A 24,846-nucleotide genomic window follows, 5' to 3' on the forward strand; every position below is an offset into this window, starting at 1 on the left:
AAAGGAAATACAGATGGAAACGTGTGACCGCCCGAATCTCTTTATCGGTGGTCGATGGGTGCCGGCCGGCAACGAACCACCGATCGATGTGATCAATCCCGCCACCGAGGAGGTAATCGGTCGCGTCCCGAACGGCGGTCCCGATCATGTGAACGCCGCCGTGTCTGCTGCACGCGCGGCGTGGGAATCGTGGGCAGACACGCCCGTCGAGGATCGGGCCAAAATATGTGAGCGAGTGGGAAAGGCTTGGGATGCGCTTATTCCCGAGATCGCCCAACTGATATCGCGCGAAGTCGGCACGCCAGTGGTCGCCTCGGAAACGCTGCAGGCCCCCGGCCCTTCGATCATGTTTCGCCACTACGCCGCGATCGCCCGGTCATATCCGTGGACTACGGACGTCAACGGTTCGATCGTCGTCAGGGAACCGATTGGCGTGGTGGGTGCAATCACGCCGTGGAACTATCCGTTGACGCTCGTCTCATACAAGATTCCCGGCGCGCTGGCCGCGGGCTGTACCGTGGTGCTCAAGCCATCCGAAGTCGCACCCCTATCCGCATTTGTTTTGGCCGAACAGTTGCAGCAGGCAGGCCTGCCTGACGGCGTCTTCAACATCGTGACCGGCGGACCGGCGGCGGGCGAACGACTGGTCAGCCATCCCGAGGTCGACATGGTCACGTTCACCGGCTCGACGGCAAGTGGTCGACATGTTGCAGCGGCAGCGGCGGCAACCGTCAAGCGCGTGCACCTCGAACTCGGAGGAAAGAGTGCGGCAATCTTCATGCCCGACACCGATCTTGACGAGGCCGTGGGTGCGTATCTGCGGCAAGCCCTGATGAACAACGGACAGACGTGCCTGGCGTGGTCGAGACTGCTGGTGCCCGCCGACCGTCACGATGAAATCGTCGAAGCGCTGAAGGTTGTCGTTGAAAGCGCGTTTGCTCCCGGGGACCCCTTCGGGGGTGCGTTCGTAGGGCCCATGGCATCCAAAGTTCAGCAGCGGCGCATCCAGCAGTTCATCCGTCAGGGGCAGCACGAAGGCGCGGTCCTTGTGACCGGAGGTGCCGATTCACCGCAGGGGCTCGAGACCGGGTTCTACTTGAGGCCGACGATCTTCGCAAACGTCTCCAACGACATGACCGTGGCCCGCGAGGAGATCTTCGGCCCGGTCATATGCGTCCTGCCCTATCGCGACGTCGATGAGGCGGTCGCGATCGCCAACGACTCACCGTACGGATTGCACGGCGCAGTCTTCAGCGCCGACGCCGACGCCGCGATTGCACTGGCGCGCCGGCTGCGTACGGGACAGGTGGACATCAATGGATTCCAGTTCAACGTCATGGCGCCTTTCGGAGGCTACAAACAATCGGGAAATGGCAAAGAACTTGGGGTCGAGGGCTTTGAAGCGTTCTTGGAGACGAAGACGATTCAGCATGGAGTGACGACGTGACCTGCGGAGCGGGCCGACGCCGCATCCGTCGCCGCGATGCGTCGTGACTGGTTGCGAAGCGGCGAACCGCGCCGCCACATAGCTGCGATCTGAGGTACTGTTTCGCAAGATTGAGTGACGTGGTCGTGCACCGATCTTCGGGCAACCACATATGCGGAACGGAGAACAGGTGAGCCGTCGATCGCGCCCGGTGCGACGGACGACTTCGGCGCGTCGCCCCCCCGGGCGGCCCGCGGATGTGGACAGCGACGATACCCGTCGGCTGATCTTGGACAGCGCCGAGCAGCTGTTCTCCGACAAGGGTTTCGCGACTACGACACTCAAGGCGATCGCCGAGAACGCGGGAATGACGCAGGGCACGGTATACCACCACTTCCGGACCAAGCACGAATTATTCGAGGCGGTCAACGATCGCGCCAATGACCGAATGCTGATCCCGATGGGAGAGGCGGCCGAAGCGCAGCGAACGTTCGCTGGAAAGCTGGCAAGCGTCTTCGATGTGGCGACGGAGATCGTGCGTACCCAGCCGCTTACGGCGCAGTTCGTCGCGGTGGTACGCCTGGAGACGCGTCGTCACGTCGAGATCGCCGACACTGGAGGAGACCTTCGCTGGGCGCGGTTGTGGCGTGACCTCGTCGATACCGGCGTCCGGACGGGAGAGATAGACGCCGCTGATCGCGATTGGGCCCTGGCCATGCTCGTCGCCGTGTTCCTTGGTCTCGGCCAGGTCTCGGTCGAGCTCGACTTCGATCGCTATCAAATGACCGTCGACGGATTCAAGCGCGCGTTCCCGCACAGCTTCATCACCCCCCGCAACACGGTGGCCCGCCACAACCCGGACGTCCGCACGGCGCGCCGGTCGGGGAGTGGCCGACGTCCGTAGCATTTCGAGCCCGAACGACGAAATCACCACCGACCCTCACCACGTCTCATAGCGCTGGTCGGCGCCGCGTCACCTGCCGAGCCACGCAGGCACCCGCTTGGCGAGAAAAGCCGAGACGCCCTCCTGGAAATCCGTTGTCCGAGTGAGGCTTACGAGCGCTTCGTCGGTCTCCTGCCAGATCGGCTCGTCATCACCTCGAGTTGCCAAGTCGAAGAGGCGCCGAGTCGCCCGAAGTGCGAGCGGCGCGCCGCGGGACACCTCGCGTGCAAGCTCCAGTGCAACTTCCTCAGCGTGTCCAGGCTCGACGAGGCGGTTGACCAGGCCCCAACGGGAAGCCTCCTGAGCCTCGAGGAATCTGCACGTCAGCAGCAAATCGAGGGCCACGTTTCGGGGCAGGAACTCGGACAGGCGCAGCACACCGCCCGCACCCGCCACGAGGCAACGGCGGACGTCGGGCAACGAGAATCGGGCCGTCGTGGATGCGACGACGAGGTCACACGCCAGCACCAGCTCGAAGCCGCCACCGACGGCCGCGCCCTCCACCGCCGCGACCATCGGCTTCGTGCGCTCTTGACACACGAATGCACCAAAGAATCCGCCTCGATCTGCCGACACGTCCATGCCGAGATCGGCGAGGGCACGCAAATCAGCACCGGCACAGAAGGCGGATCCCGAACTGGTCAGCACACCGACCTGCATGCAATCGTTGGATTCGAATTCATCCAACGCAGCGGCCAGTTGCTCTGACATCGCCTCATTGACCGCGTTGAGTGCTTTCGGGCGATTCAGCCGTATGACGCCAAGCATCCCACAACGTTCCAGTTCCACGTAGTCCATGTGACCTCCAATGTCGAATCGATGCGCGAAGCGCGCAGGCTTCGGCCCGGTCGATTCCCATTCGAGGAGGTCGGCCTTTCCGGAGGAGCTGGTCGACGTTCAACGATGAGGTCATCGGTACCTGGCGGCCCCCGCCGCGGTGGAGCCCTCACTGGCGTAACGAGGGCGTCAGAATCGCAGATTACCTTGGCCAGAGCCACATTGACATCCCGCCTCCCAATTTCTTAATATTCAGTTGGTCAGCTGATAATTTCGCTCGACGGCTCGTCGGCAGTCATGAATAGACGCCGTGGGTCGACCCGTCCATGCGTTGAAGGAAGTAGCTCTTGAGTAGCAAGCCCATTGATGCAGTGATCATCGGAGCTGGCTTCGCCGGCCTCTACATGACCCATCGACTGAGAAACGTCCTCGGAATCGACGTGCGCGTCTTCGAGGCAGGAGAGACAGTCGGCGGCACCTGGTTTTGGAATCGGTACCCAGGTGCCCGTTGCGATTCGGAGAGCTACACCTACTGCTTCTCGTTCTCGGACGAGTTGCTCGAGGAGTGGGACTGGACCTGCAAGTACCCCGAGCAAAAGCAACTGCTCGCGTACCTGGAGCACGTAGCCGATCGGTTCGACCTCCGGCGCTCCATCGAATTCGACACCCGAGTCCTCTCCGCGGAGTTCGTCGACGAGACGGGACTATGGCGCGTCACCACGAACCGCGACGAGCACGTTCATGCCCGATTCTTGGTGAGCGCCATCGGCGCGCTTTCCATCGCCCCCTACACTCCGCACTTCCACGGTATCGAGTCATTCCAGGGCAAGTGGTATCACACGGCCGACTGGCCCCATGAGCCTGTGGACTTCAGCGGCAAGCGAGTGGGGGTGATCGGCACGGGATCCTCAGGGGTGCAGACGATCCCAGTTGTCGCCGAGCAAGCCGAGCACGTGACCGTGTTCCAGCGCACTGCGCAGTACAGCATCCCCGCCAACCACGACACGTTCACCGAAGACATGTGGCGAGACATCAAGAGCCATTACCGGGAACTCTGGGACAAGGCGCAGCAGTCCGCCGGCGGATTCCCGTGGGAACACAACGGCAAGGGCGCGCTCGAAGTCGACGATCAGGAACGGCAGGCCACGTACGAGAAAATGTGGCGAGAGGGCGGAATGAAGTTCGCACTTGGCTCGTTCAAGGACATCTCCTACGATCCGGCGGCGAATGAGACCGCCTCGAACTTCATCAAGCGCAAAATCCGGGAGGCGGTCCGCGATCCCGAGACCGCCGAGGCACTGATTCCCGATCACCCGTTTTGGGCTCGGCGTCCGATCGTCGACACGAATTATTACCAGACGTACAACCGGAACAACGTGGCCCTTGTCGACTTGAAGAAGACCCCGATCATCGAGGTCACGCCCGACGGAGTGCGGACGTCCACCGGCGTGGTACCGCTCGAGATCCTCATCTTCGCAACGGGTTTCGATGCTATCACCGGACCTTTCTTCAACATCGATCTCCGGGGTTATCACGGCCTGACCATTCGAGACAAGTGGGCGCACGGCGGATCGACCTACCTGGGTCTGATGACGTCGGGTTTCCCCAACTTCTTCATGGTCGGGGGGCCAGGGTCGACCACCGGCAACGTGCCGTTGACGTTGGAAACGCACGGCGATTGGATCGCGGACTGTATCGATTACATGCGGTGTAACGGCATCAACCTCATCGAGGCGTCCGCCGAAGCGGAGAACGAATGGACCGACTACGTGCAAGAGCGAGCGCAGAATTCGATGCTCGCGCACGCCAACTCCTGGATCAACGGCGCGAACATTCCGGGCAAGACCCGCTTCTACAACTTTTACCTCGGCCACTTCGGCAGATATCGGAAGCAGTTGCAGGACATTGCCCAACAAGGCTATCCCGGTTTCGAAATGGACAGGGTACCGGTTCGGAAGAAAACTCCGGCCCCGGGTAGTGATGCCGCCACGCGACCCGGCCATGGCTCGTTCGAGCGGCTTACTGCAACGCATCTCGCGTAGCTCGCATGTCGCCGCCAATGCGAACCCGTCCGACGGAGACGTCGGTGATCGGTGCCCGTCGACGCTCGACCTCGATTGACGTGCCTGCGCGCCGGACCGGACTCGCGTATCGAATCACACGGTCGCGCGTGGCTCCCGCGGCGTCGGGAGGCGGCTCTACCAACCTGGACAACGGCGTGCGGGGCGGCGGTGTTGCGAGTCGCGGGCGAGCACTTCTTGCGGCGAGCCTGAACTGAAGTCCCGTGCCTGATGCGCCACTCAGACTATCTGTGTGGGCCTTGCATCCAGCAACATCGACGACAGCGATCGCCGGTCGGGGCCCAGGCGCACGTACGTCTGTGCACGTTTGACTACCGCGCCTGCGGGGCACTCTGCGACCACTCCCACGCCGCCGTGATTCTGCACGTTGTCGTCGGCGTTTCGTTCCGCTGCCTGCATCGCTAGCAGATACCCCGAGGCCGATTCCAAGGCGCCGCCTTCCGTCCCGTCGGATTCGACCAGCAATGCCGCCATGAGTACTTGCGCGCGAGCCGTGTGCGCCCGGATGGTCATCTCCGCACACCGGTGCTTGACTGCTTGGAATGAGCCGATCGGCTTGCCGAACTGCTCGCGAACCGACGCGTACGCGGTCGACATCTCCGTTGCTCGCTCGGCCAGTCCGACAAGGTAGCTCGCCAGTAATACCAGTAGCCGTGCGTGAAATCGCCCGTCGGTCACCGACGCCACGGTGCGGCGCCGACGCACTCGCGCAATCGGCGTCGCCTCGTCGATGCCGTGAACTGGCTCGACGGCGGTGAGTTCATAGAGGTCGGCGCCATCGTCGCGAACACCGATAGCGTAATCCTCGCCCGCGACTCCAACTGCGTAGAGATCGACCATGATTCCCGAACGAGCACGTCCCGACTCGAATAGTAATGCGAGATCTAGGTGCCCGGCCGCGCGACTAAGCTCCGCGGCTAGCAACGTTCCGATCAAAGGTCCAGGCACCAGCGCGCGGCCGAGTTCGATCGACACGAGCGCAGCATCCACCAGCGACAGGCCGGCGCCCAACGAGATCGAGAACCAGCCGAGTTCGGCTGCACGTCGCCAGGATTCGCCGTCAATGTCGCTCGGTTTGCCCGCGGTGATCGCTTCCATTGTCGTGTCGACCGGAAAGAGCGTGGTGGCCGCACGTCGCGTTGCCGCGATGAGATCGAGCTGCGATGGTGACAGGCCGAGATCCATCATCGCGGAAGACCCAGCACGCGCTCACCCAGGATGTTCTTCTGAATGTCCTTCGTCCCGCCCAGGATGGTCTCGGGTAAGGAGGTGAAGTACCGGGTGGTGGTGTCGTTACGAACGAGGGCATCGTTGCCGATCACCTCCAGCGCGGCCCGGTGGAGTCGCTTGGCAAGTTCGGCGTGGAACACCTGGTTCACACAAGCGAGCAGATCAACCTGGGCGTCGGATGTCACGCCTTCGTAGCCGAGTGCCTGCACGGCCGTCGCCTCTGCACGAATATTTGCGAGTTCGAATGCAATTCGATCGTCCTTCAGTGCGCCCCGTGCTCGGGCCTCGTCGATGAGTTTGTCCACGTCGTTTCGTAGGCGCAATCGGTTCGCGAGGTATCCCGTGCCGCGTTCGAAGCCGAGAGTGGTCATGGCGACCTTCCAACCCTGGTTCAGTCCCCCAACCACGTTCTTGAGCGGAACGCGTACCTCGTCGTAGAAGACGTCGGCGAATTCTGCCTGACCGTCCAAGGTGGTGATGGGCCGCACGGTGATCCCTGGGCTATGCATGTCCACGATTAGCCAGGAGATCCCTTGGTGCTTTGGCGCATGGGGGTCGGTGCGAACTAGCAATTCCTGAAAGTCGGCGATAGCTGCGAAGCTGGTCCACTTCTTCTGGCCGTTCACGACGAAGTGATCTCCGTCCAGCAGCGCCGCGGTGCGTAGCGATGCAAGGTCGGACCCGGAGTTCGGTTCGGAGAAGCCTTGGCACCATGGTGATTCGCCCTTGAGGATGGACGGCAGGTACGTCTGTTGTTGCTCGGAGTCGCCGTGATGAATGATCGTTGGTCCGGCGTGCCCCAACGCGACGGTGAAGCTCCCCATCCCCGGTGCGTCGGCGCGCACCATCTCCTCGATCCAGATGACTTGCTGCAGAGGCGACAGGCCGCGACCGCCAAACGAACGTGGCCACGCAACTCCAGCCCACCCGCCGTCGAACTGTCTTCGTTGCCAGGCGCAGTCGTACTGACGTGCCGCCGAATCACCCTGTGGGCGTGGCTCAGTGGGGACGTTTTCGTGGAGCCAGGTGCGAGCCTCATCGCGAAACGAGCGCAGGCCCGAGTCGTCTACCGCGTGCATGGATCCGAATCAGTGGCTGGTGAGGCGGATTCGGCTAGTGCCTGTCCGCGCGGAGGAAAGTGCGTTTGCGCTGCGCAGCATCTCGCCGACACCGTCGGGCGATGCCGCCAGGTAGTTTGGCGTTTAGGGCTGGGTGTACCAGTATTGGGCAACGTCGGCAGTTCGGTGAACAGCCCGCGCATACCGTCGATGACTGGGCGATCTCCGATGACTTCCCGCACCTTGGACCACAGGTTCACTGTGACGGCGTCCGGTATGTCGGCGCTGACCGACTCGAAAGGATCACCGCAAGTATCGGTGTCGTCTTGCAACACTGTCATCCCTTCTTACACAACACCACTGAGTGGTGTCCAAAGCCATCGCGAATAGATGCCGATCCTGATCACTCGTCTTACGTCGTCGCTCTGGAGCATCGACCGTGGTCGTCCGTCATGTGCCCTAGTTCGGTTTCAGCGGCCACCGTATGAGCCATGGCCTCGACGCAGGCGTTTGGTTGGAGCATGTGGGCCTTGTGGGTGCACGAGCCGGGTGCCGTTCTGTGACCGCATCCGCGAGAGCGGGTCCGTATACCCTGCGCACGCGTGGCGGCCCCTTGGCGGCTGAATCCAACCGGTCATCTAAGGTAATCATTTATTGAACTGATTATCTGACCGTCGGGTCTAGCTGTCAAGAGCGGCCTTCGTGACCGCGCAACCGCGCTGACGAATTGTGTTGCGGGCGCGAGCTTGGAATTGCACCAGGCGGGGCCGGCTGATGACTAGCGTCTACAGCGATGATGCGAGCATGCGCTGGCGACTGATCCTGTACGGGCGCGGATGGACAGCACCTGCCTGCGGTCGCCCTTCGGCGGCTGTGACTGGGTCTCGCAGCACTGCATCTTCACCCGTGAATCGACTCTCGTCGAGCACCGCCGTTGTCGCCGACGGGTATTCGCGCATGGTGGGGCTTGCGATCTTCGCCTAAGGCACTCCTGCTCAGCTGGACTTCTTTCTGCCCCGCATCCTCACAGGTGAAGTCTTGTTGTCACCTTTCCTCGAGCCAGATTCAGCGACGAACCGATGGCGGCCGCATCTATCGGACAAGTCCACCGCGCGTTACTGCACGACGGTAGACAGGTCGCGGTCCAGATCCAGTACCCGGGCGCGGCCCAAGCGATCCGTGCAGACCTGTCCAATACCGAGCTACTCGCCTCCTTCCGGATCATGTGCTCGGCATCGGGTACGACGATGCCCGATCTGCGACCGCACAAGATGCCGACCAATGTCTCAAAGACACCTGGGCAGAGGTACTTTGGCGGATCTACGGTGGTTCGTGGCGACACGCGAATCTTTTCCAGGCGGATCCGCATCCGGCGAATTGCCGCTTCGGCTCCGACGGCCGGGTCGGCTTCGTCGACTTCGGCTGCGTCAAGGTCGTTCCCGAGCGCCAGCGCCGCAGACTCCTTGGGCTGACTCGTGCCGTCATCGACGGACGGAAGGGCGACGTGCGTAATCTGATGGGCGAATTAGGTTACTTTGCAGAAGGTTTCACGCTATCTGTAGACGAAGCGTACGAGTGGATGGCCGAGATTCATCATGAAGTACTCGCAGCCCAGCCGGTAAGCTATGACCGATACACTTCGCAGCGTGCCGTCCGCACCCTTGTTGATGTGCGCCGTTGCTCCGACCATCCTGTTCGTCACGTCTCGATTCCCGGCGATCTGCTCTTTTTCTCGCGAATCAACCTGACTGCCAACGCAATACTGGCCAAACTTGGGGCAACCGTGCATGCCCGCGCTATTGCCGACGACATGGACGGTGCCGCCGAACCCATGACTGCGCTCGGCAAGCGGCATGTCGCTTGGGTACGCCAACGCGGGCTACCGTACGGGTTGGAGAACCACGACCACCCGTAGTATCGCAGCGTTCCTTCGGCGGACGGTGACAATGAAGCTATGCGACTGCGGCCAGCCAAGAGCCGCTCTCGGGCCAAGCTACCCATGGAACGGTCAGCCCACTACCGCGTAGAAGCCCGACGACCCACCTCGCAAACGCGTTCACAGCCGCTAACGCACGCGCAGCACGACCTTGCCTTTGGCGCTGCGGTTTTCCAACGACGCGACCGCAGCCGCGGCCTCCTCCAGCGGGAACACATCAGGCTCCGGGGGCGCCAGCTTGCCCGAGCTCAATAACTGCTCCAGTGCCGCCCACTGCTCCTCGAGCGAACCGGGGTGGCGACCCGCCCATGCGCCCCAGCCGACACCAACCACGTCAATATTGTTGAGCAACAACCGATTGACCTTCACCGTAGGGATCTCGCCACCGGTGAATCCGATGACCAGTAACCTTCCCGCCGGCGCCAGGGAACGCAACGAATCGGTGAACCTGTCACCACCCACGGGGTCCACCACGATGTCGACGCCGCGCCCGCCGGTGAGTTCCTTGACTGCGTCCTTGAACCCGTCGGCCAGCACCACGTCGGTGGCCCCGGCCGTAGAGGCGATCTGGCCCTTGGCTTCGGAACTGACCACCGCGATCACTCGGGATGCCCCGAGCGCCGGCGCCAGCCGCAGCGCAGAGGTCCCGATACCGCCGGCCGCACCGTGCACCAGCACCGTCTCGCCCTGGGTGAGCCGGCCGCGGACCGCCAGCGCGAAGTACACCGTCAGATCGTTGAACAGTACGCCCGCGCCGGCCTCGAAGCTGACGTTGTCCGGCAGCCTGAACACCCGGTCGGGGGTCAGCACCGCAACCTCGGCCATGGCCCCGGTCAGCATCGTCAGTCCCAGCACCCTGTCGCCCGCTTGGACGTGGGCACCATCCGGCGCCGAGCGCACCACGCCTGCGATCTCGGCTCCGAGCACGAACGGCGGGTCCGGCCGGTACTGGTAGAGACCGCGCGTTAGTAGCGCGTCGGGGAAAGCCACCCCGGCCGCGTGTACGTCGACCACCACACCGTCGCCGGTGGGTTCGTCGATGTCCACGATCTCGATCGCGTCCGGACCATCCAGCCGAGTTACCTGTGCTGCGCGCATGCCGATCACCCTACTTCCGGGCCAGCACCGGGCAATAACCCCTCCGATGGCCCGGCGAACTAACGTGTCTTTATGGATGCCTTTCCCCTCGGTCAGTATTCGGTCGCCCGCGTGGGTTTCGGGGCGATGCAACTCCCGGGTCCCGGAGTGATGGGGCCTCCGAGGAACCGCGATGCGGCCTTGGCGGTGCTGCGCCGTGCGGTGGAACTTGGCGTCAACCACATCGACACCGCCCAGTTTTACGGCCCGAATATGGCCAACGAGCTCATCCGGGAGGCGCTGCACCCCTACCCGGAAAGCCTGGCCCTGGTCAGCAAGGTGGGCGGACGACGCGACGACGCCGGCGCGTGGCTGCCGGTGTTGGAGCCCGCCGACCTGCGTCGCGACTTGGAGGCCAACCTTCGCACCCTCGGCGTGGACCGGCTCGCGGTGGTCAACCTGCGGCTGTTCGAAAGTAAGGGACCGGACCAGCTTTTCGACGACCAGCTCGCGGTCCTGATCGCAGCCCGCGACGAAGGACTGATCGGCGGCATCGGGCTCAGCGAAATTACCCGCGAGCATCTAGTGCACGCGCTTGACGTAACCGAAATCGTCTGTGTGCAGAACGCTTTCAATATCGTGCACCGCGCCTCGGCGCCGGTCCTCGACGAATGCGCTACCCGTGGAATAGCTTTCGTGCCGTTCTTCCCACTCGGTGCGGCGTTCACCGGTCCGAACAACCCGGTGCTCACCAACGAACTGGTACGCAGCGCCGCACAGCGTCTCGGCCATACCCCGGCACAGATCGCGCTTGCGTGGACTCTGAACGTGGCGCCCAATGTGCTGTTGATCCCGGGGACCTCGTCGGTGCGGCACCTGGAGGAGAATCTTGCCGTCGCCGACATCGAACTCGACGACGAATTGCGCGCCCAGCTCGACGCGGTCGCCTGATGCTGGTCCGTTCCGCGAGCACGGCCGACGCGGCGGCATGCGTCGAGGTCTACCGTCCCTATGTGCTGGACACCGCGATATCGTTCGAGACCGAGGTGCCCACAATCGAGACCATGGCGACGCGGATCGAAACCGCGCAGGCCCGCTACGAATGGCTGGTGCTGGAGATCGACGGCACGGTCGCGGGTTATGCCTATGCGAGCCAATTTCATTCGCGCGATGCGTACCAGTGGTCGGTCGAGACGAGCGTGTACATGGCGCAGGCTCGGGCCCGTGCCGGAGGTGGGCGGATGCTTTACGCCGAACTGCTGAGTCGACTCGCCGGGCGCGGCTTCCGGCGGGCGTTCGCCTGCATCGCTCATCCACACCCGGCCAGCTACGCGTTCCATGCCGCCTTCGGCTACGAGCCGGTGGGCCATTTTCGCCGGGTTGGGTGGAAACTCGGCACCTGGCATGACGTGCAGTGGTGGCAGCGGGACCTGATCGATGCCGACCACGAGACCGACCCGCCCACTGAGATCGCCGCTTCGGTGCGCGGCCAGTGAGGGCGGAGCACATGCCACTCCTCGATTCTGCAGTGTAGTGACCACTACGGTAAGGTAGATCCTGTCGCCGGATCAAGGGGAGCGCGATGACAGACCAGAAGGCCAAGACCGAGCCCACGCGGAAGCGCCGGGCCGACGGAGAACTGTCGCGCACCCGGATTCTCGACGCGGCCACCGAGATCGCGGCCGAGCGTGGCTACGAGGGCACCAGTATTGGACTGGTAAGCAAGAAGTGCGGGCTGCCGGCAAGTTCGATCTACTGGCATTTCAAGGACAAAGACGACCTGATTGCGGCGGTCATCGAGCGCAGTTTTGGTGCGTGGCTGACCGCCTGGCAACTGCCCGACGAAGGCGAAGCCGAACAGCGGATTGTCGAGCTGTCGACACATACCGCCAAGGCGCTGCTGGAGGCCCCGGACTTCATCCGGCTCGGGCTCATGCTGGCACTGGAGCGCCGGCCTACCGAACCGCGCGCTCGCACCATGTTCATCCAGGTCCGTGCCCAGGCATTCGAGCAACTCGTGCGCAATTTCACCGAGAACATCGCCGGGCTCACCGCCGACGAGATCCACCAGTTGGCCACGTATGCGATGGCTGGTGCCGACGGGCTTTTCATCGCCCGCGAGATTGACGGAGATGCCGTGGACCTGATCGCGCTATTCGAATTGCACGGCCGCGCGATCTACCAACTCGCCCGCGGCATGATCGATGGGACTACTTGAGTTCGGCCGACGACAGCCCCAACAGCCTGCGCGCGACAACCAGCTGCTGGATCTGCTGAGTGCCCTCGAAGATGTCCAGGATCTTGGAGTCGCGACCCCACTTCTCCAGCAGCATCTGCTCGGAATACCCGGTGGTACCTGCCAATTCAACCGATTTCAGCGTGACATCGGTGGCCATCCGGCCAGCTTTGGCCTTGCTCATCGAGGCCTCTTTGGAGTTGGGGATGCTGTTGTCGGCCTGCCATGCCGCGCGCAGCGCGAGCAGGTAACTGGCCTCCCAGTCCGACTCCATTCGCAGGAATTCCGCGGCGGCTGCACTCTGGGCGTGCGACGGCCGGTCGTAGTCGATCTGGACTCCGGCATCGGTGAGAATCCGGCGGATCTCTTCCAGCGCCGCGCGGCCGATTCCGACGGCCATGGCAGCGACTATCGGCCGGGTGTTGTCAAAGGTCTCCATCACCCCGGAAAAGCCTTTGCCCTCTTGTATTTCCGGGTCGCCTAGGATGTTGTCCTTGGGGATTCGGACGTTGTCGAAGCGGATCACCGCGGTGTCCGAACCCTTGATGCCGAGCTTGTGTTCGAGCCGCTCCACGGTGACACCGGGGTGTTCACGGGGCACGATGAACGACTTGATCGCTGCGCGGCCCTTGGATTTGTCCAGCGTCGCCCACACCACGATATGGGTGGCGCGCGAACCCGCCGTGACGAAAATCTTCTCGCCGTTGATCACGTACTCGTCGCCGTCGAGGGTGGCCGTGGTCGACACGGCCGCCGAGTCCGAGCCGAAACCCGGCTCGGTGATCGCCATTGCGGCCCACACCCTGCCGAGGCGCTCCAGCTGCTCGTCGGTGGCCACCGCGGAGATCGCCGCGTTGCCCAGCCCCTGGTACGGGATGGACAACATCATCGCCACGTCACCCCAGCTGGCTTCCATGCTCTGCACCAGCGCCGCCATGTTGGCGCCGTTGTGATTATCCTCTTTGCTTGCCGCACCACGGAGTTCGTCGGCGCCGGCAAAGCTGAACGAATCCGAAGCGCCCTCGAAGAGGTTGATCAGGGTGTCCAGTTCGACGGGGTAGGCGTGTTCTTTCAGGTCGTATTTGCGGGCGATCGGCCGCACCATCTCGGCGATACCTTGATGCGTCTTGGTGATCACCGCTTGCAGCTTGGGGGGTAGCTCCAGATTGATTGCCATGATTGATCTTTCGTTCGAAGAAGTCTGTTCTCAGGTGTCCACTGGATAACGGCTCAGATGACCACAACGCCCTCGGCGACGCCGATGGCCCGCAAGTCGCGGTACCAGCGTTCGACCGGGTGCTCTTTGGTGTAACCGTGGCCGCCGAGTAGCTGCACACCATCCAGGCCGATCTGCATGGCCTTGTCGGCGCCGAATCGCTTGGCAAGCGCGCCTTCCCGAGCGAATGGCAACCCCTGCTCGGCGCGCGAGGCGCCGCGCCAGGTGATCAGGCGCAACCCGTCCAGCTCGATGGCGATGTTGGCGCACATGAAGGCGACAGCCTGGCGTCGGGCGATCGGCTCGCCGAACGCCTCGCGTTCCTTGACGTAGGGGATGACGTAATCCAGTACGGCGTGTGAGGTGCCCACAGCCAGTGCGGCCCAGCCCAGTCGGGCCAAGGCGATGGCCTCCGAGTAGTCCTCGTCACTGGCGCCATCTTCGCCCAGGCGGGCGCTTAGCGGCACAGTGACGCCGGACAGCTCAACCTGGCCCAGCGCCGCCGCGCGAATCCCCATGCTCGGGTCAGGCTTGACGGTCAGGCCCTTGCTGGACGACTCAACGACGAACAGCGCGGGCCTGCCGTTGAGCTGCGCGCCGACGATGAACAGTTCGGCCTCCGCCGCGGCGGGCACCAGCGACTTCACGCCATCGAGGCGGTAACCCGACGGGGTGCGTACCGCGGTAGTCCGCAGCCGGGTGGGGTCGAAAAGCGGCTGCGGTTCGGCGATCGCCACGCAGGCCTGCGGTACGTTCTCGCCGGCGAACGCGGGCAGGTAGGTAGCCTGCTGGTCCGCGCTGCCCCAGTGCGTCAGCGCGGTAGCCACGCCGCCGGGGGCCAGGATCGGCAGCGCCTGACCCATGTCGCCGTACGCCAGCGCCTCGGCCACGAGCACGTTGGTCACCGCGGAGCGGTGCTCGGCGATGCCGTCGAAGTCTTCGGGGATGTTGATGGCGGTGATGCCCAGTTCGGCGGCCCTGGCGATCAGTCCGTCTGGGTAGTGGGTGGCCTCGTCGGCGTCATGGGCGGCCGGGCGCAGGACCTCGGCAGCGAATTCCTCGACCGTCTCGACGATCATCTTCTGGTCGTCATCGGGTGTGAGGTCGAAGTAGTTCTTGCCGCTGGGCTTGAGCCGGGTCGGTGTGCCGCGCAGGTTCTGCACCCGCTTGAACTGCCGGTTGGCAGCCGCAGTGGTGGAGAACATCTGCTTGACGCCGTAGCGCAGGGTGCGGTTCAGCGGGTCGCGCAGGTGGTACTTGTCCAGGAACTCCTGGCCTACGACGGGCGTCAGCAGGGCCAGCGCAACGTCGATTCCGGTGCGCTTGTGGGGCTTCATTCCGATCGCTGTCTGGCGGTCGCCGCCCTTTTTGGCGCGCGAACGGTTAGCGGAAGCAGGAAGTGTGTCGGTCATATCAGCAGCCTCTGTCGGTGGGGCGATGCGTACCACCGTATCTTACTCCGGAGTAAGATATGTAGGGGCTTGTTAGCTAATTCACATCTGGACGTAACAGATTCAGCACCCGTTCGTGCAGCACACCGTTGCTGGCCACGGCACTGCCGCCGTGCGGCCCCGCGGTGCCATCGAGGCTGGTGAACTGCCCGCCCGCCTCGCGCACCAAAACGTCGAGTGCGGCCAGATCCCAGACCGACACCTCCGGTTCGGCGGCAATGTCCACCGCGCCTTCGGCCAGCAGGCAGTAGGACAGAAAATCGCCGTACCCGCGCACCCGCCACACCGCGTCGGTCAGTCGGACGAACCTATCCCGCAATCCCAGCTGCGCCCACCCCGACAGGCTGGAGAACGACAGGCTGGCCGAATCTAGTTCGGCCACAGCCGAAACCGACAGGCGGCGCGGCTGCCCACCGTCGACCGCGGCGTACGCGCCACCGCGGTGCGCGGCCCACCACCGCCGTCGCAATGCGGGCGCGCTCACCACGCCGACGATCGGCACGCCGTCCTGTAGCAGCGCAATCAGGGTGGCCCAAACCGGTACTCCGCGCACGAAATTCTTGGTGCCGTCGATCGGGTCGATGATCCACTGCCGCCCAGTGAAGGCGGCGGTGCCGCCGAACTCTTCACCGAGTACGTCGTCGCCGCGCCGGCCCACCGCGATGGCCTCACGCAACTCCGATTCGACGGCACGATCGGCGTCGGTCACCGGGGTTAGGTCGGGTTTGGTCTCGACACGCAGGTCGATCGCTCCGAATCGGGCCCGGGTCAACTCGTCGGCCCGGTCGGCGAGTTCCAGCGCGAACTCCAGATCATCATTGCGGCCCATGCCAGCAGTCCTACCATGGCCTGATGTGGGAATTCATGATGCTGCTCCTGCTGGTGGGAGTGTTGGTGCTGCTACTGGCGCCGCGCTTCATGCGGCCCGGCCCGCGCGGAGCGCGGGCTAGCGGCACGTTGCTGGTCACCGGGGTCAGTCCACGACCGGATGCCATCGGCGAGCAGTTCGTGACCATTGCCGGCGTCATCAACGGGCCCACCGTCAACGAGCACGCTGTGCATCGGCAAATGGCCGTCGACGTGGCCCAATGGCCGGTGGTCGGACAGCAGTTTCCCGTGGTCTACTCACCGAACAACCCGGACAACTGGACCTTCGCTCCCGCGGAGCCGCCGCCCACCGAGGTGCAGGACTACCCCTCGTGATTCACCTTGTCGAACGCATCCCGTAGAACGTTGGGATTGCGCAGGAACGGCGTGATGATGTCGACCGGCAGCGGGAAGACCACCGTCGAATTCTGATCGGCGCCCAGTTCCAAAAGTGTTTGCAGATAACGCAATTGCAGAGATGCCGGACTCTTCGAGAGCGTCTCGGCGGCTTCCCGTAGTTCTGCCGACGCCTGCAGTTCACCGCGCGCGTTGATCACCTTTGCTCGCCGCTCACGTTCGGCCTCGGCCTCGCGTGCCATGGCACGCTGCATCGACTCGGGAATCTCAACGTCCTTGATCTCCACCACCCGCACCTGCACACCCCACGGCTCGGTCATTTTCTCGATGATGGTGCGCAGGTCGCTGTTGAGATCCTCGCGGTGGGCCAGCAGGGTGTCCAGGTCGACGCGGCCCAGCAATGACCGCAGCGTCGTCTGAGCGATCTGCGAGGTGGCCACCGCGTAGTTCTCCACCGCCAGAATGGCTTTCAGCGGATCAGTCACCGCAAACATGACGACGGCATTCACCCGGGCGGGCACATTGTCACGGGTGATCACCTCCTGGGGTGGGATGGTCAGCGTCACCAGCCGCTGGTCGACCCGAATCATTTTGTCCACCAAAGGAACCAGGAGCCGCAATCCGGGCTGGTACAGCGGGCGCACATGGCCCATCCGGAACACCACCCCGCGCTCATACTCGCGCAGTACCGCCAGCGAGACCACGGCAAGTGCGGCCAATACCAGGACGCCGAAGACGAGTATCCCCATCACCACACCTGTCATGCTTTGTCCTCCTTGCCTTCCCAGCCGCCCCAGCGGGTGGAGTAACGGTCCACCGCGGCAGCCACCTGGTCCTCGATCGCGGTGCGGTGCGGCAGATAGTCAGGCGCATTGGCCGGGGTATTCCACAGGTGCCGGGCCAGTGGTAGGCCCAGCAGCCCTACCACCAGGATGGTACCCGCCAGCACCAGCACGTCGGACAACGAGTGATCGGCGAACAACATCGCCAATGGCAACACGATTCCGAATGCGGCTACGCTGCAAGCGATTCCGCGATGAAATCGGCCCGCTTCCGAATGTGGCCACGGATCGATCTCGCGGCTGATCTCGCGGCCGTGATCGGATGTGGTGCAGGTGGACTTGACTGGGCAGCTGTTGCAAACCACCGGCAACGCCCGGTATCGCATCACCCGGTGCTTTGGATCGAACGAAGTCGGCCACAGCCAGTGATCCTGCGGACACACCCAGGCGTCGTGATCCGGACGGTAACTGAATTGCCCGGTGCGCCAAGCCGCGGCACGCGCCGATGCGCGCCGGGCCATCACGTCGAAGCACCAGCCGACGCCCAGTAGCATCAGCGCGTAACCGGCGGTCAGCCAAACCGTGGTTGCCGGTGCGGCCATAGCTCAGTCCTTCGCCGCCGGTTGCGCTTCGACCTCGGTATACAGCGGGTGCTCGGGCAATTCGTCGACGGTGGTGCCGGAGCGGAAGTTGCGCAACGCCGTCCAGGCGATCCAGACGAACGGCACCACCCCGCCGACGATCAGGATGATGTCGCCAGGCATTCGTAGCCATTCAAGCACCGCGTTGCCCGGCTTGGTGATGTACCCGAGCGCCCGCGCCTCGTAGTAGCCGTCGCCGACGGAGTGGTACAGCTGCATCACACCGAGCGGCAGCAGGGTGACGAACACCATCCAGGCCAGGCCGATGTTCATGCACCAGAACGAGATTCGGGCCAGCTTCTCCGGCCACTTGTCGGCCGGAATGACGTAGCGGAAGGCGAACATCGCCAGCCCGACGGCGAGCATGCCGTAGACGCCCATCATGGCCGCGTGGCCGTGGTTGGCCGTCAGTGCGGTACCGATCTGGTAGTAGGACACCACCGGGAGATTGATCAGGAACCCAAAGATGCCCGCTCCCAGGAAGTTCCAGAACCCGACTGCCACCAAGAACATCACCGCCCAGCGGTGCGGGAACGGGTTTGCGTCACCGGTCTGCTGGCGTGCACCCAACTGCAGGAACGCCCACGCCTCAACTGTCAGGAACGTCAGCGGGATCACCTCGGCCGCCGAGAAGAACGCGCCCAGTGCCATGTGTTCCACCGGAGTGCCGGAGAAGTACAGGTGGTGCATGGTCCCGATGACACCGCCGGCCGAGTACAAGATCACGTCGAGGAAGATCACGCCGAGCGCGATGCGTTCGCGCACCACACCCAGCAGCACGAACATGTAGGCCACCATCACTGTGGTGAACAGTTCGAGGAAGTCCTCGACCCACAGATGCACCACCCAGAACCGCCAGAAGTCGGCGACGGTGTAATGGGTGTCGCTGGTGGCTAGCAGCCCGACGGCGTAAAACATTGGGATCGCCAGCCCGGAGAAGAAGAACAACCACGGCATGTTCATCTTCGACTCGCCCTTGAGCCTGGCCCGCATCCCGCGCCAGATGATGGCGATCCAGATAAACAATCCGGCCACCAGCAGGATCTGCCAGAGCCTCGGCAGGTCGAGATACTCCCACTGCTGGGAGAACAGGCCGCCTTCGGGGATCACTCCGTAGATCGACAGAGCTTCACAGGTCAATGACCCGAACACCACCAGCGCCACCGCGCCCAACAGGATGTAGGCCAGCAGCCCTTGACGTTTGGGCTCGCGGCGCGCGATGAACGGCACCAGGAAGATACCGCCGGCCAGGAATGCGGCCGCCGTCCAGAACAACGCCAGCTGCAGATGCCAGGTGCGGGCCAGGTTGTAGGGCAGGACGCGGGCCAGGTCTAGCCCGAAGAACGTGGACAGGTCGGCCCGGTAGTGCTCGGCTGCCGCACCCAGCAACGTCTGCGCCAGGAACAGCACGGACACCACCGCGAAGAACCAGATGCAGGCACGTTGCGCCCGGGTCAGCGGCACCTCGCCGGGTTGGCGGAACGACAGCGTCGAGGTCTCAGCCCCGTGCCAGCCGACCTTCTGACTCCAACGGCCGTAGACGGCGAACATGACCCCGATGCCGCCCAGCAGCGCGATCAGGGACAGCGCCGACCACACGATCACCGCCGCGGTCGGCCCGTTGTCTACGCGCTGCTCGGCTGGCCAGTTGTTGGTGTAGGTGTACTTGTGGCCGGGGCGTTCGGCGGCCGCGGCCCAAGCGGTCCAGGCGAAGAATGCCGTCAACTGCCGAATTTGAGTCTTGTCGGTAATCAGCTGCGGCAGCAACCCGTACTTGGTGGAATTCTCACCGAAATATGCCGCGTAGTGGCCCATGATGTGGTCGAAAGCGGTTGTCTGCTTATTGGTGAACACCAGCGTCTTGGTGTCGGCGTTGTAGCGGTTGGTGCGGAACTCGGTGACAACCCGTTCGTGCGGGTCGGCGATACCTTCGGCGCGGAACTGACCGGTGACGTCGTCGGTGGCCAGCCGCAAGTATTCGGCGGTGTAATCGGGACCCAGGTAGGCGCCATGGCCCAGCACCGACCCGTACTGCATGAGTCCGCGGGCTTGGTACAACTCCTGACCCTTGGTGATGTCATTCCCGGTGAACAGCACCTGTCCCGATTCGCTGACCACCTTGTCCGGCATAGGCATCGCGGCCGTGTAGGTCCGGTAGGCCAGGATTCCCATCACCAGGAAACCGAAGATCATCACCAGCGCGACGCCCTGAATCCACCCCTTCCCAACCAGTGGTTGAGCCGACGGGTGAGCGGAATCGGGCGACGAAGATACGTCTTGAACAGCCATTCACAGGACTCCTGTCTAGGCGAATATCTGGGCGATGGGCTGATCGCCGGGCCGGCTGCGCGGAATTTTTACAGCGCGCCCGGTGAATATCCAATGGGTATTCGGCGTCGGTGGCAAGAGGCCATTTCACCGATTTCGAGGACCAATGGCACTCGACAGGGGACCAACGCCCCTGGGATACGCAGGTCACGCGCAATAACGTTCGAATTGAGCACGGATGGAAGGGAGACGGCGATGAAGAACCTCAAGCCGGGACCGGCCGTCGTCGTCGGTATCGACGGATCGCGGGCTGCGGTGTATGCGGCACTGTGGGCGGTAGACGAGGCGGTCAGCCGCGACATCCCACTGCGGTTGATCTATGTGGTCGATCCGATTCAGCCAGCCAGATCCAGCGTTCTCGATGTGCGGCAGGCCGCCGCGCGTTCGGCCCTATACGACGCCTACCGGGCGGTCGACGCCACCGGCGCACCGGTCAAGATCGAAACCGAGATCCTCTGGGGCAAGCCACTGAACAAGCTGATGGCCGAATCGCGCTCGGCAACGATGATCTGCGTCGGCTCGATGGGCATCAACCACGCCCGGTGCGGCAAGGGTTCGGTCGCGGGCGCGCTAGCCGGGTCGGCGCTGTGCCCGGTGGCGGTCATCCACCGGTCGGCGGACGCCGCCGCCCCCCAGATCAAACGGGTGGTCGCCGAAGTGGACAATGGTGCGGTGTTGCGACACGCGTTCGAGGAGGCGCGGCTACGTCGCGTTCCGCTTCGTGCCATCTCCGTAAGCGGGCATCGCACCCGGGAGCGTGGCGAGGAAAGCTCGTTGGCTCAAGCACAATTGGAGCGCCGGCTGGCCCGCTGGACCCGGCTTTACCCCGACGTGCAGGTGGAGTCGGAGATCGTCCGGGGAGGAGCCACGCGATACATGGCCGATCAGGGCGAGCCGCGCCAGCTGTTCGTCACCGACGCGCACGCCGCGCAGGTGTCCAGCGTTTACAACGCGGGTTCCTCGGTATTGACTGTGCGGAGCGGGAACTTGTAGGCACGGGGACTCAAAAGGAGTGGTGGCTTGGTAAAGGTCTTCTTGGTCGACGACCACGAAGTGGTGCGACGAGGCCTGATCGACTTGCTCGGCGCCGACCCTGAACTCGATGTCGTCGGAGAAGCCGGCTCGGTGGCCGAAGCGATGGCGAGAATACCCGCCGCCAATCCCGATGTAGCCGTCCTCGACGTTCGGCTGCCCGACGGCAACGGCATCGAGCTATGCCGAGATCTGTTGTCCCGCATGCCCGACCTGCGTTGCCTAATCCTCACGTCCTACACCTCCGACGAGGCGATGCTGGATGCCATCTTGGCCGGCGCGAGCGGATATGTGGTCAAAGACATCAAGGGCATGGAATTGGCACGCGCCGTGAAAGACGTGGGTGCCGGCCGGTCGTTGCTGGACAATCGCGCCGCGGCCGCGCTGATGTCCAAGCTGCGCGATGCTACTGAGCGTCCGGACCCGTTGTCGGGCTTGACCGACCAGGAACGCACCCTGCTGAGCCTGCTCAGCGAGGGCTTGACCAACAAGCAGATCGCCGACCGCATGTTCCTCGCCGAGAAGACGGTGAAGAACTACGTGTCCCGGCTGCTGGCGAAACTGGGGATGGAACGCCGCACCCAAGCCGCGGTCTTCGCCACGGAACTGAAACGCACCCGGCCGCCCAGCAATGGATAGCTTCTCCGGCGACCCCGGGCTGCACCCGCTGCGTCAGACGCTGTCCCAGCTGCGGCTGCGGGAGCTGCTGGCCGAGGTGCAGGACCGGGTCGAGCAGATCGTCGAGGGACGCGACCGCCTCGACGGACTCCTGGAGGCCATGCTGGTGGTGACCTCGGGCCTGGAACTCAACGCCACCCTGCGCACGATCGTGCATTCGGCGACCGAACTGGTCGACGCCCGCTACGGTGCCCTCGAGGTGCACGACAGCGACAACCGCGTGCTGAACTTCGTCCACGAAGGCATCGACGAGGAGACAGTCCGCCTCATCGGTCACCTGCCCGAGGGCTTGGGTCTGATTCGCCTGCTCATCGACGAGCCCAAACCGCTACGGCTGGACGATCTTTCACAACACCCGGCGTCGGTGGGCTTCCCGGCGCACCACCCGCCCATGCGAACATTCCTCGGCGTCCCGGTTCGGGTGCGCGGTGAATCATTCGGCACGCTGTACCTGACGGACAAACAGAACGGGCAACCGTTCAGCGACGACGACGAGGTGCTGGTACAGGCGCTGGCGGCGGCGGCCGGTATCGCTATCGCCAATGCCCGGCTGTATCACCAGGCACAGGCTCGCCAGTCCTGGATCGAAGCCACCCGCGACATCGCCACTGAACTGCTGTCGGGCACCGAACCGGCCACCGTTTTCCGGCTGGTCGCCGAGGAGGCGATGAAGCTAACGAACGCCGACGCGGCGCTGGTTGCCGTACCGATAGACGAGAGCATTCCGGCCGCCGAGGTGACCGAGCTGCTGGTCATCGAGACCGTGGGCAGCGCAGTGGAATTCGTCGCGGGAGAGAACATCTCTGTCGCAGGTACGGTCCTTGGCGAGGTGCTCGTCGACGGTGCGCCGCGCCGGTTTGACCTGATCGATGTCGACGGCTTGACCGGAGCTGGCCCGGCGCTGCTGCTGCCGTTGCAAGCCGCCGATGCCGACACCGTCGCCGGCATCGTAGTTTTGTTGCGCCAAGGCGGTCCAGCACCGTTCGGCGGGGAACAACTTGAGATGATGGCCGCCTTCGCCGACCAGGCGGCGCTGGCGTTGCAGCTGGCCACCTCACAGCGCCGGATGCGTGAACTCGACGTGCTGGCCGATCGCGATCGCATCGCGCGAGACCTGCACGACCACGTGATCCAGCGACTGTTCGCCGTCGGGCTGTCGCTGCAGGGTACTGTACCGCGCACCCGAGAAACCGAAGTGCAGCAACGACTTTCAGAGGCAGTCGACGACCTGCAGGCGGTGATTCAAGAAATTCGGACCACGATCTTCGACCTGCACGGGGCGTCGCAGGGCATTACCCGGTTGCGCCAGCGGATCGATGCCGCGGTCGGGCAGTTCGCCGGATCGGGGTTGCGCACCACCGTGCATTACACCGGGCCGTTGTCGGTGGTCGACAGCGGACTGGCCGACCACGCCGAGGCGGTGGTGCGCGAAGCCGTCAGCAACGCTGCCCGGCACGCGCACGCCACCACGTTGACCGTGCGGATCAGGGTGGAGGACGATCTGACCATCGAGGTCAGCGACAACGGCCGTGGCATACCGGACCTGGAAGCCGAGGGTCTGACCACCAGCGGACTGACCAACCTGCGCCGGCGCGCGGAGCAGCTCGGTGGCGAGTTCAGCGTCGCAAACCAGCCCACGGGGGGCACGCTGCTGCGCTGGTCAGCGCCGCTCCTCCAATAGCTGTTCGGGCCAGTCGACAACGCGCACCAGCCGGCGCCGGGGCGTTGCGGGCAGCGGATCGGCATTGACCGGAGCCCAGCCGACCCGCAGCAGCATCTGCGGGTACCCGCCGGCACCGAACACGTCGGCGCGCACCGCGTCGCGTGTTTCCTGGATCTCCAGTGGCTCGGTGATCGGGCAGCAGGCCAGGCCCATCGCCGTGGCGGTCAACAGCACCACGCTGGTCGCCTCGCCGGCGCGCAGGCGCGCCAGCCTGTCGTCTCGCTCGGTGCCCAGCGCCAGCAGTGCGGCGCCCTCGTCGGCGGGGGAGATCCCCGACGGCTGAGCGAGTCCGGCGCCGGCGAACAGCCGACCCGGAATCGGGGCGGCAGGGTCCGACTGAGGCGCGTTTCGGGCCGGGACCCCGGCCACCGAGCCGAACCGGCCACTCCAGGTGGTCAGTTCACGCATGTACGCGTCATCGGTCATATGGTCTAAAACAGCCTGCGCTACAATACTTTTCATTCTGTGTAGCGATCCGACCTGGCGCAGCATGACCCCGCAGCGGGCCGCGCGGGCCGCCATCTGAGCGATGTCGCCACCCGGCACGGGCCAGGAACTGTATGCGCGCCGGTCAGTGCGCCGTCGCGGAATGGCAGCCGCCAGCGCGATGTCGCTCTGGTCGGGAACCTGCGCCACCACCTCGATGGCGGCCAGGTGACGAGGATTGTCGGGATCGGGAAGCCGGCTGACCTTCGCGTGCCACCCCATTGACGCAAGTGCGACGACGCAATGATGCAGCGCGACACCGCAGCTGATGATCAGGTCACGCCCGTCCGGGTCGGTGCTCTGCAATTGCATGTCGGGTTCGCAGAACAATTGCAGGCTGGTGGGCTCCACCCGCCATCGCCATGGCTGCGTGTTGTGGATCGAAGGCGCGCGGGTGGCCAGGGTGAGCACCGTCCGCAGCGTGTCGGCATCCGGAAATCGGGCGTTCATCGCTGCCGGGCCTCTCCTGTCGATCACAGTGGTCATTGCTTCAAGGATCGTCCGCGCAGGGCTGCGGCGGC

At 64.1% G+C, this 24,846-nt stretch carries 22 protein-coding genes and 1 pseudogene; 12 read left to right on the top strand and 11 right to left on the bottom strand.

Annotated features, from left to right (window positions below; all coding sequences use genetic code 11):
* Positions 1-13 precede the first annotated feature (13 nt).
* Entirely contained in the window at positions 14-1,447 is a 1,434-nt protein-coding gene (locus H0P51_RS07370) for an aldehyde dehydrogenase family protein (protein WP_180917311.1), read from the top strand.
* Between the two features lie 169 nt (positions 1,448-1,616).
* Positions 1,617-2,330, top strand: coding sequence for a TetR/AcrR family transcriptional regulator (locus H0P51_RS07375; RefSeq protein WP_180917312.1), 714 nt, complete (start codon positions 1,617-1,619; stop codon positions 2,328-2,330).
* Between the two features lie 69 nt (positions 2,331-2,399).
* On the opposite strand, the gene H0P51_RS07380 is transcribed toward H0P51_RS07375, so the two are convergent.
* A complete protein-coding gene (locus H0P51_RS07380; RefSeq protein ID WP_180917313.1) occupies positions 2,400-3,167 on the bottom strand; it encodes an enoyl-CoA hydratase-related protein in 768 nt (255 codons plus the stop codon).
* Positions 3,168-3,493: 326 nt separating this feature from the next.
* Here H0P51_RS07380 and H0P51_RS07385 point away from each other — a divergent pair, with 326 nt between their 5' ends.
* The gene (locus tag H0P51_RS07385) at positions 3,494-5,188 is read left to right on the top strand and encodes a flavin-containing monooxygenase (RefSeq protein ID WP_246398455.1); all 1,695 of its coding nucleotides are present in this window, start codon (positions 3,494-3,496) and stop codon (positions 5,186-5,188) included.
* A gap of 258 nt (positions 5,189-5,446) precedes the next feature.
* Here H0P51_RS07385 and H0P51_RS07390 read toward each other — a convergent pair whose 3' ends face one another.
* Positions 5,447-6,415 carry an acyl-CoA dehydrogenase family protein gene (locus tag H0P51_RS07390; RefSeq protein ID WP_180917314.1) on the bottom strand — a complete coding sequence of 323 codons (969 nt, stop codon included), beginning with the start codon at positions 6,413-6,415 and terminating at the stop codon, positions 5,447-5,449.
* Entirely contained in the window at positions 6,412-7,536 is a 1,125-nt protein-coding gene (locus tag H0P51_RS07395) for an acyl-CoA dehydrogenase family protein (RefSeq protein WP_180917315.1), read from the bottom strand. The genes H0P51_RS07390 and H0P51_RS07395 overlap by 4 nt, the downstream gene beginning before the upstream one ends.
* A 1,058-nt stretch (positions 7,537-8,594) precedes the next feature.
* On the opposite strand from H0P51_RS07395, the pseudogene H0P51_RS28370 reads away from it, so the two are divergent.
* Positions 8,595-8,669 (top strand): annotated as a pseudogene (locus tag H0P51_RS28370) (AarF/UbiB family protein); the annotation flags it as partial.
* A 71-nt stretch (positions 8,670-8,740) separates the two neighbouring features.
* On the top strand, positions 8,741-9,430 hold the full coding sequence (locus H0P51_RS28220; RefSeq protein ID WP_246398456.1) for an AarF/UbiB family protein: 690 nt from the start codon (positions 8,741-8,743) through the stop codon (positions 9,428-9,430).
* Positions 9,431-9,580: 150 nt separating this feature from the next.
* On the opposite strand, the gene H0P51_RS07410 is transcribed toward H0P51_RS28220, so the two are convergent.
* Positions 9,581-10,549, bottom strand: a complete 969-nt coding sequence (locus H0P51_RS07410; RefSeq protein WP_180917318.1) for an NADPH:quinone oxidoreductase family protein — start codon at positions 10,547-10,549, stop codon at positions 9,581-9,583.
* Positions 10,550-10,621: 72 nt separating this feature from the next.
* Between H0P51_RS07410 and H0P51_RS07415 the strand changes: the two genes are divergently transcribed.
* The 3 genes from H0P51_RS07415 to H0P51_RS07425 all read left to right on the top strand — a co-directional run bounded on the left by H0P51_RS07415 (position 10,622) and on the right by H0P51_RS07425 (position 12,746).
* Positions 10,622-11,479 (top strand): oxidoreductase, encoded by an 858-nt coding sequence (locus H0P51_RS07415; RefSeq protein WP_180917319.1) that lies wholly within the window; start codon positions 10,622-10,624, stop codon positions 11,477-11,479.
* Between the two features lie 62 nt (positions 11,480-11,541).
* Positions 11,542-12,024: a GNAT family N-acetyltransferase gene (locus tag H0P51_RS07420; protein ID WP_425488969.1), complete on the top strand. Its 483-nt coding sequence runs from the start codon at positions 11,542-11,544 to the stop codon at positions 12,022-12,024.
* An 86-nt stretch (positions 12,025-12,110) separates the two neighbouring features.
* Positions 12,111-12,746, top strand: a complete 636-nt coding sequence (locus tag H0P51_RS07425; protein WP_180917321.1) for a TetR/AcrR family transcriptional regulator — start codon at positions 12,111-12,113, stop codon at positions 12,744-12,746.
* Here H0P51_RS07425 and H0P51_RS07430 read toward each other — a convergent pair.
* From H0P51_RS07430 to hisN, 3 genes are all read right to left on the bottom strand, one after another.
* Complete coding sequence (locus H0P51_RS07430; RefSeq protein ID WP_180917322.1) at positions 12,739-13,941, bottom strand: acyl-CoA dehydrogenase family protein; 1,203 nt, start codon at positions 13,939-13,941, stop codon at positions 12,739-12,741. The two genes, H0P51_RS07425 and H0P51_RS07430, sit on opposite strands and share 8 nt — an antisense overlap.
* 53 nt (positions 13,942-13,994) lie before the next feature.
* Entirely contained in the window at positions 13,995-15,392 is a 1,398-nt protein-coding gene (locus tag H0P51_RS07435) for an acyl-CoA dehydrogenase family protein (RefSeq protein ID WP_180917323.1), read from the bottom strand.
* A gap of 76 nt (positions 15,393-15,468) precedes the next feature.
* Complete coding sequence (hisN, locus tag H0P51_RS07440) at positions 15,469-16,260, bottom strand: histidinol-phosphatase (protein ID WP_180917324.1); 792 nt, start codon at positions 16,258-16,260, stop codon at positions 15,469-15,471.
* A 23-nt stretch (positions 16,261-16,283) separates the two neighbouring features.
* On the opposite strand from hisN, the gene H0P51_RS07445 reads away from it, so the two are divergent.
* A complete protein-coding gene (locus H0P51_RS07445) occupies positions 16,284-16,634 on the top strand; it encodes a hypothetical protein (RefSeq protein ID WP_180917325.1) in 351 nt (116 codons plus the stop codon).
* Here the strand turns inward: H0P51_RS07445 and H0P51_RS07450 are convergent.
* The 3 genes from H0P51_RS07450 to H0P51_RS07460 are packed head-to-tail and all read right to left on the bottom strand — an operon-like array spanning position 16,622 to position 20,367.
* Positions 16,622-17,419 (bottom strand): slipin family protein, encoded by a 798-nt coding sequence (locus tag H0P51_RS07450; protein ID WP_180917326.1) that lies wholly within the window; start codon positions 17,417-17,419, stop codon positions 16,622-16,624. The two genes, H0P51_RS07445 and H0P51_RS07450, sit on opposite strands and share 13 nt — an antisense overlap.
* Positions 17,416-18,039, bottom strand: a complete 624-nt coding sequence (locus tag H0P51_RS07455; RefSeq protein WP_180917327.1) for a hypothetical protein — start codon at positions 18,037-18,039, stop codon at positions 17,416-17,418. Before H0P51_RS07455 ends, H0P51_RS07450 begins: the two co-directional genes overlap by 4 nt.
* A gap of 3 nt (positions 18,040-18,042) precedes the next feature.
* Entirely contained in the window at positions 18,043-20,367 is a 2,325-nt protein-coding gene (locus tag H0P51_RS07460) for a nitric-oxide reductase large subunit (RefSeq protein WP_180917328.1), read from the bottom strand.
* A gap of 234 nt (positions 20,368-20,601) precedes the next feature.
* Here H0P51_RS07460 and H0P51_RS07465 point away from each other — a divergent pair, with 234 nt between their 5' ends.
* The 3 genes from H0P51_RS07465 to H0P51_RS07475 are packed head-to-tail and all read left to right on the top strand — an operon-like array spanning position 20,602 to position 23,797.
* On the top strand, positions 20,602-21,399 hold the full coding sequence (locus tag H0P51_RS07465; RefSeq protein ID WP_180917329.1) for a universal stress protein: 798 nt from the start codon (positions 20,602-20,604) through the stop codon (positions 21,397-21,399).
* Positions 21,400-21,426: 27 nt separating this feature from the next.
* Positions 21,427-22,077 carry a hypoxia response regulator transcription factor DosR/DevR gene (gene dosR / locus H0P51_RS07470; RefSeq protein ID WP_180917330.1) on the top strand — a complete coding sequence of 217 codons (651 nt, stop codon included), beginning with the start codon at positions 21,427-21,429 and terminating at the stop codon, positions 22,075-22,077.
* Positions 22,070-23,797 (top strand): GAF domain-containing sensor histidine kinase, encoded by a 1,728-nt coding sequence (locus tag H0P51_RS07475; RefSeq protein ID WP_180917331.1) that lies wholly within the window; start codon positions 22,070-22,072, stop codon positions 23,795-23,797. Before dosR ends, H0P51_RS07475 begins: the two co-directional genes overlap by 8 nt.
* Here H0P51_RS07475 and H0P51_RS07480 read toward each other — a convergent pair.
* On the bottom strand, positions 23,777-24,775 hold the full coding sequence (locus H0P51_RS07480) for an Acg family FMN-binding oxidoreductase (protein ID WP_180918806.1): 999 nt from the start codon (positions 24,773-24,775) through the stop codon (positions 23,777-23,779). The genes H0P51_RS07475 and H0P51_RS07480 overlap by 21 nt on opposite strands.
* Between the last annotated feature and the right edge of the window lie 71 nt (positions 24,776-24,846).

It is taken from the genome of Mycobacterium vicinigordonae, from assembly GCF_013466425.1.
Classification (GTDB): Bacteria; Actinomycetota; Actinomycetes; order Mycobacteriales; family Mycobacteriaceae; genus Mycobacterium; species Mycobacterium vicinigordonae.

Excerpts from the sequence above, each read along its gene's own strand:
- H0P51_RS07370 (WP_180917311.1), top strand. The coding sequence starts at position 14 with ATGGAAACGTGTGACCGCCCGAATCTCTTTATCGGTGGTCGATGGGTG.
- H0P51_RS07380 (WP_180917313.1), bottom strand. The coding sequence starts at position 3,167 with ATGGACTACGTGGAACTGGAACGTTGTGGGATGCTTGGCGTCATACGG.
- H0P51_RS07390 (WP_180917314.1), bottom strand. The coding sequence starts at position 6,415 with ATGATGGATCTCGGCCTGTCACCATCGCAGCTCGATCTCATCGCGGCA.
- H0P51_RS07395 (WP_180917315.1), bottom strand. The coding sequence starts at position 7,536 with ATGCACGCGGTAGACGACTCGGGCCTGCGCTCGTTTCGCGATGAGGCT.
- H0P51_RS07410 (WP_180917318.1), bottom strand. The coding sequence starts at position 10,549 with ATGCGCGCAGCACAGGTAACTCGGCTGGATGGTCCGGACGCGATCGAG.
- H0P51_RS07415 (WP_180917319.1), top strand. The coding sequence starts at position 10,622 with ATGGATGCCTTTCCCCTCGGTCAGTATTCGGTCGCCCGCGTGGGTTTC.
- H0P51_RS07425 (WP_180917321.1), top strand. The coding sequence starts at position 12,111 with ATGACAGACCAGAAGGCCAAGACCGAGCCCACGCGGAAGCGCCGGGCC.
- H0P51_RS07430 (WP_180917322.1), bottom strand. The coding sequence starts at position 13,941 with ATGGCAATCAATCTGGAGCTACCCCCCAAGCTGCAAGCGGTGATCACC.
- H0P51_RS07435 (WP_180917323.1), bottom strand. The coding sequence starts at position 15,392 with ATGACCGACACACTTCCTGCTTCCGCTAACCGTTCGCGCGCCAAAAAG.
- hisN (WP_180917324.1), bottom strand. The coding sequence starts at position 16,260 with ATGGGCCGCAATGATGATCTGGAGTTCGCGCTGGAACTCGCCGACCGG.
- H0P51_RS07445 (WP_180917325.1), top strand. The coding sequence starts at position 16,284 with ATGTGGGAATTCATGATGCTGCTCCTGCTGGTGGGAGTGTTGGTGCTG.
- H0P51_RS07450 (WP_180917326.1), bottom strand. The coding sequence starts at position 17,419 with ATGACAGGTGTGGTGATGGGGATACTCGTCTTCGGCGTCCTGGTATTG.
- H0P51_RS07455 (WP_180917327.1), bottom strand. The coding sequence starts at position 18,039 with ATGGCCGCACCGGCAACCACGGTTTGGCTGACCGCCGGTTACGCGCTG.
- H0P51_RS07460 (WP_180917328.1), bottom strand. The coding sequence starts at position 20,367 with ATGGCTGTTCAAGACGTATCTTCGTCGCCCGATTCCGCTCACCCGTCG.
- H0P51_RS07465 (WP_180917329.1), top strand. The coding sequence starts at position 20,602 with ATGAAGAACCTCAAGCCGGGACCGGCCGTCGTCGTCGGTATCGACGGA.
- H0P51_RS07475 (WP_180917331.1), top strand. The coding sequence starts at position 22,070 with ATGGATAGCTTCTCCGGCGACCCCGGGCTGCACCCGCTGCGTCAGACG.
- H0P51_RS07480 (WP_180918806.1), bottom strand. The coding sequence starts at position 24,775 with ATGAACGCCCGATTTCCGGATGCCGACACGCTGCGGACGGTGCTCACC.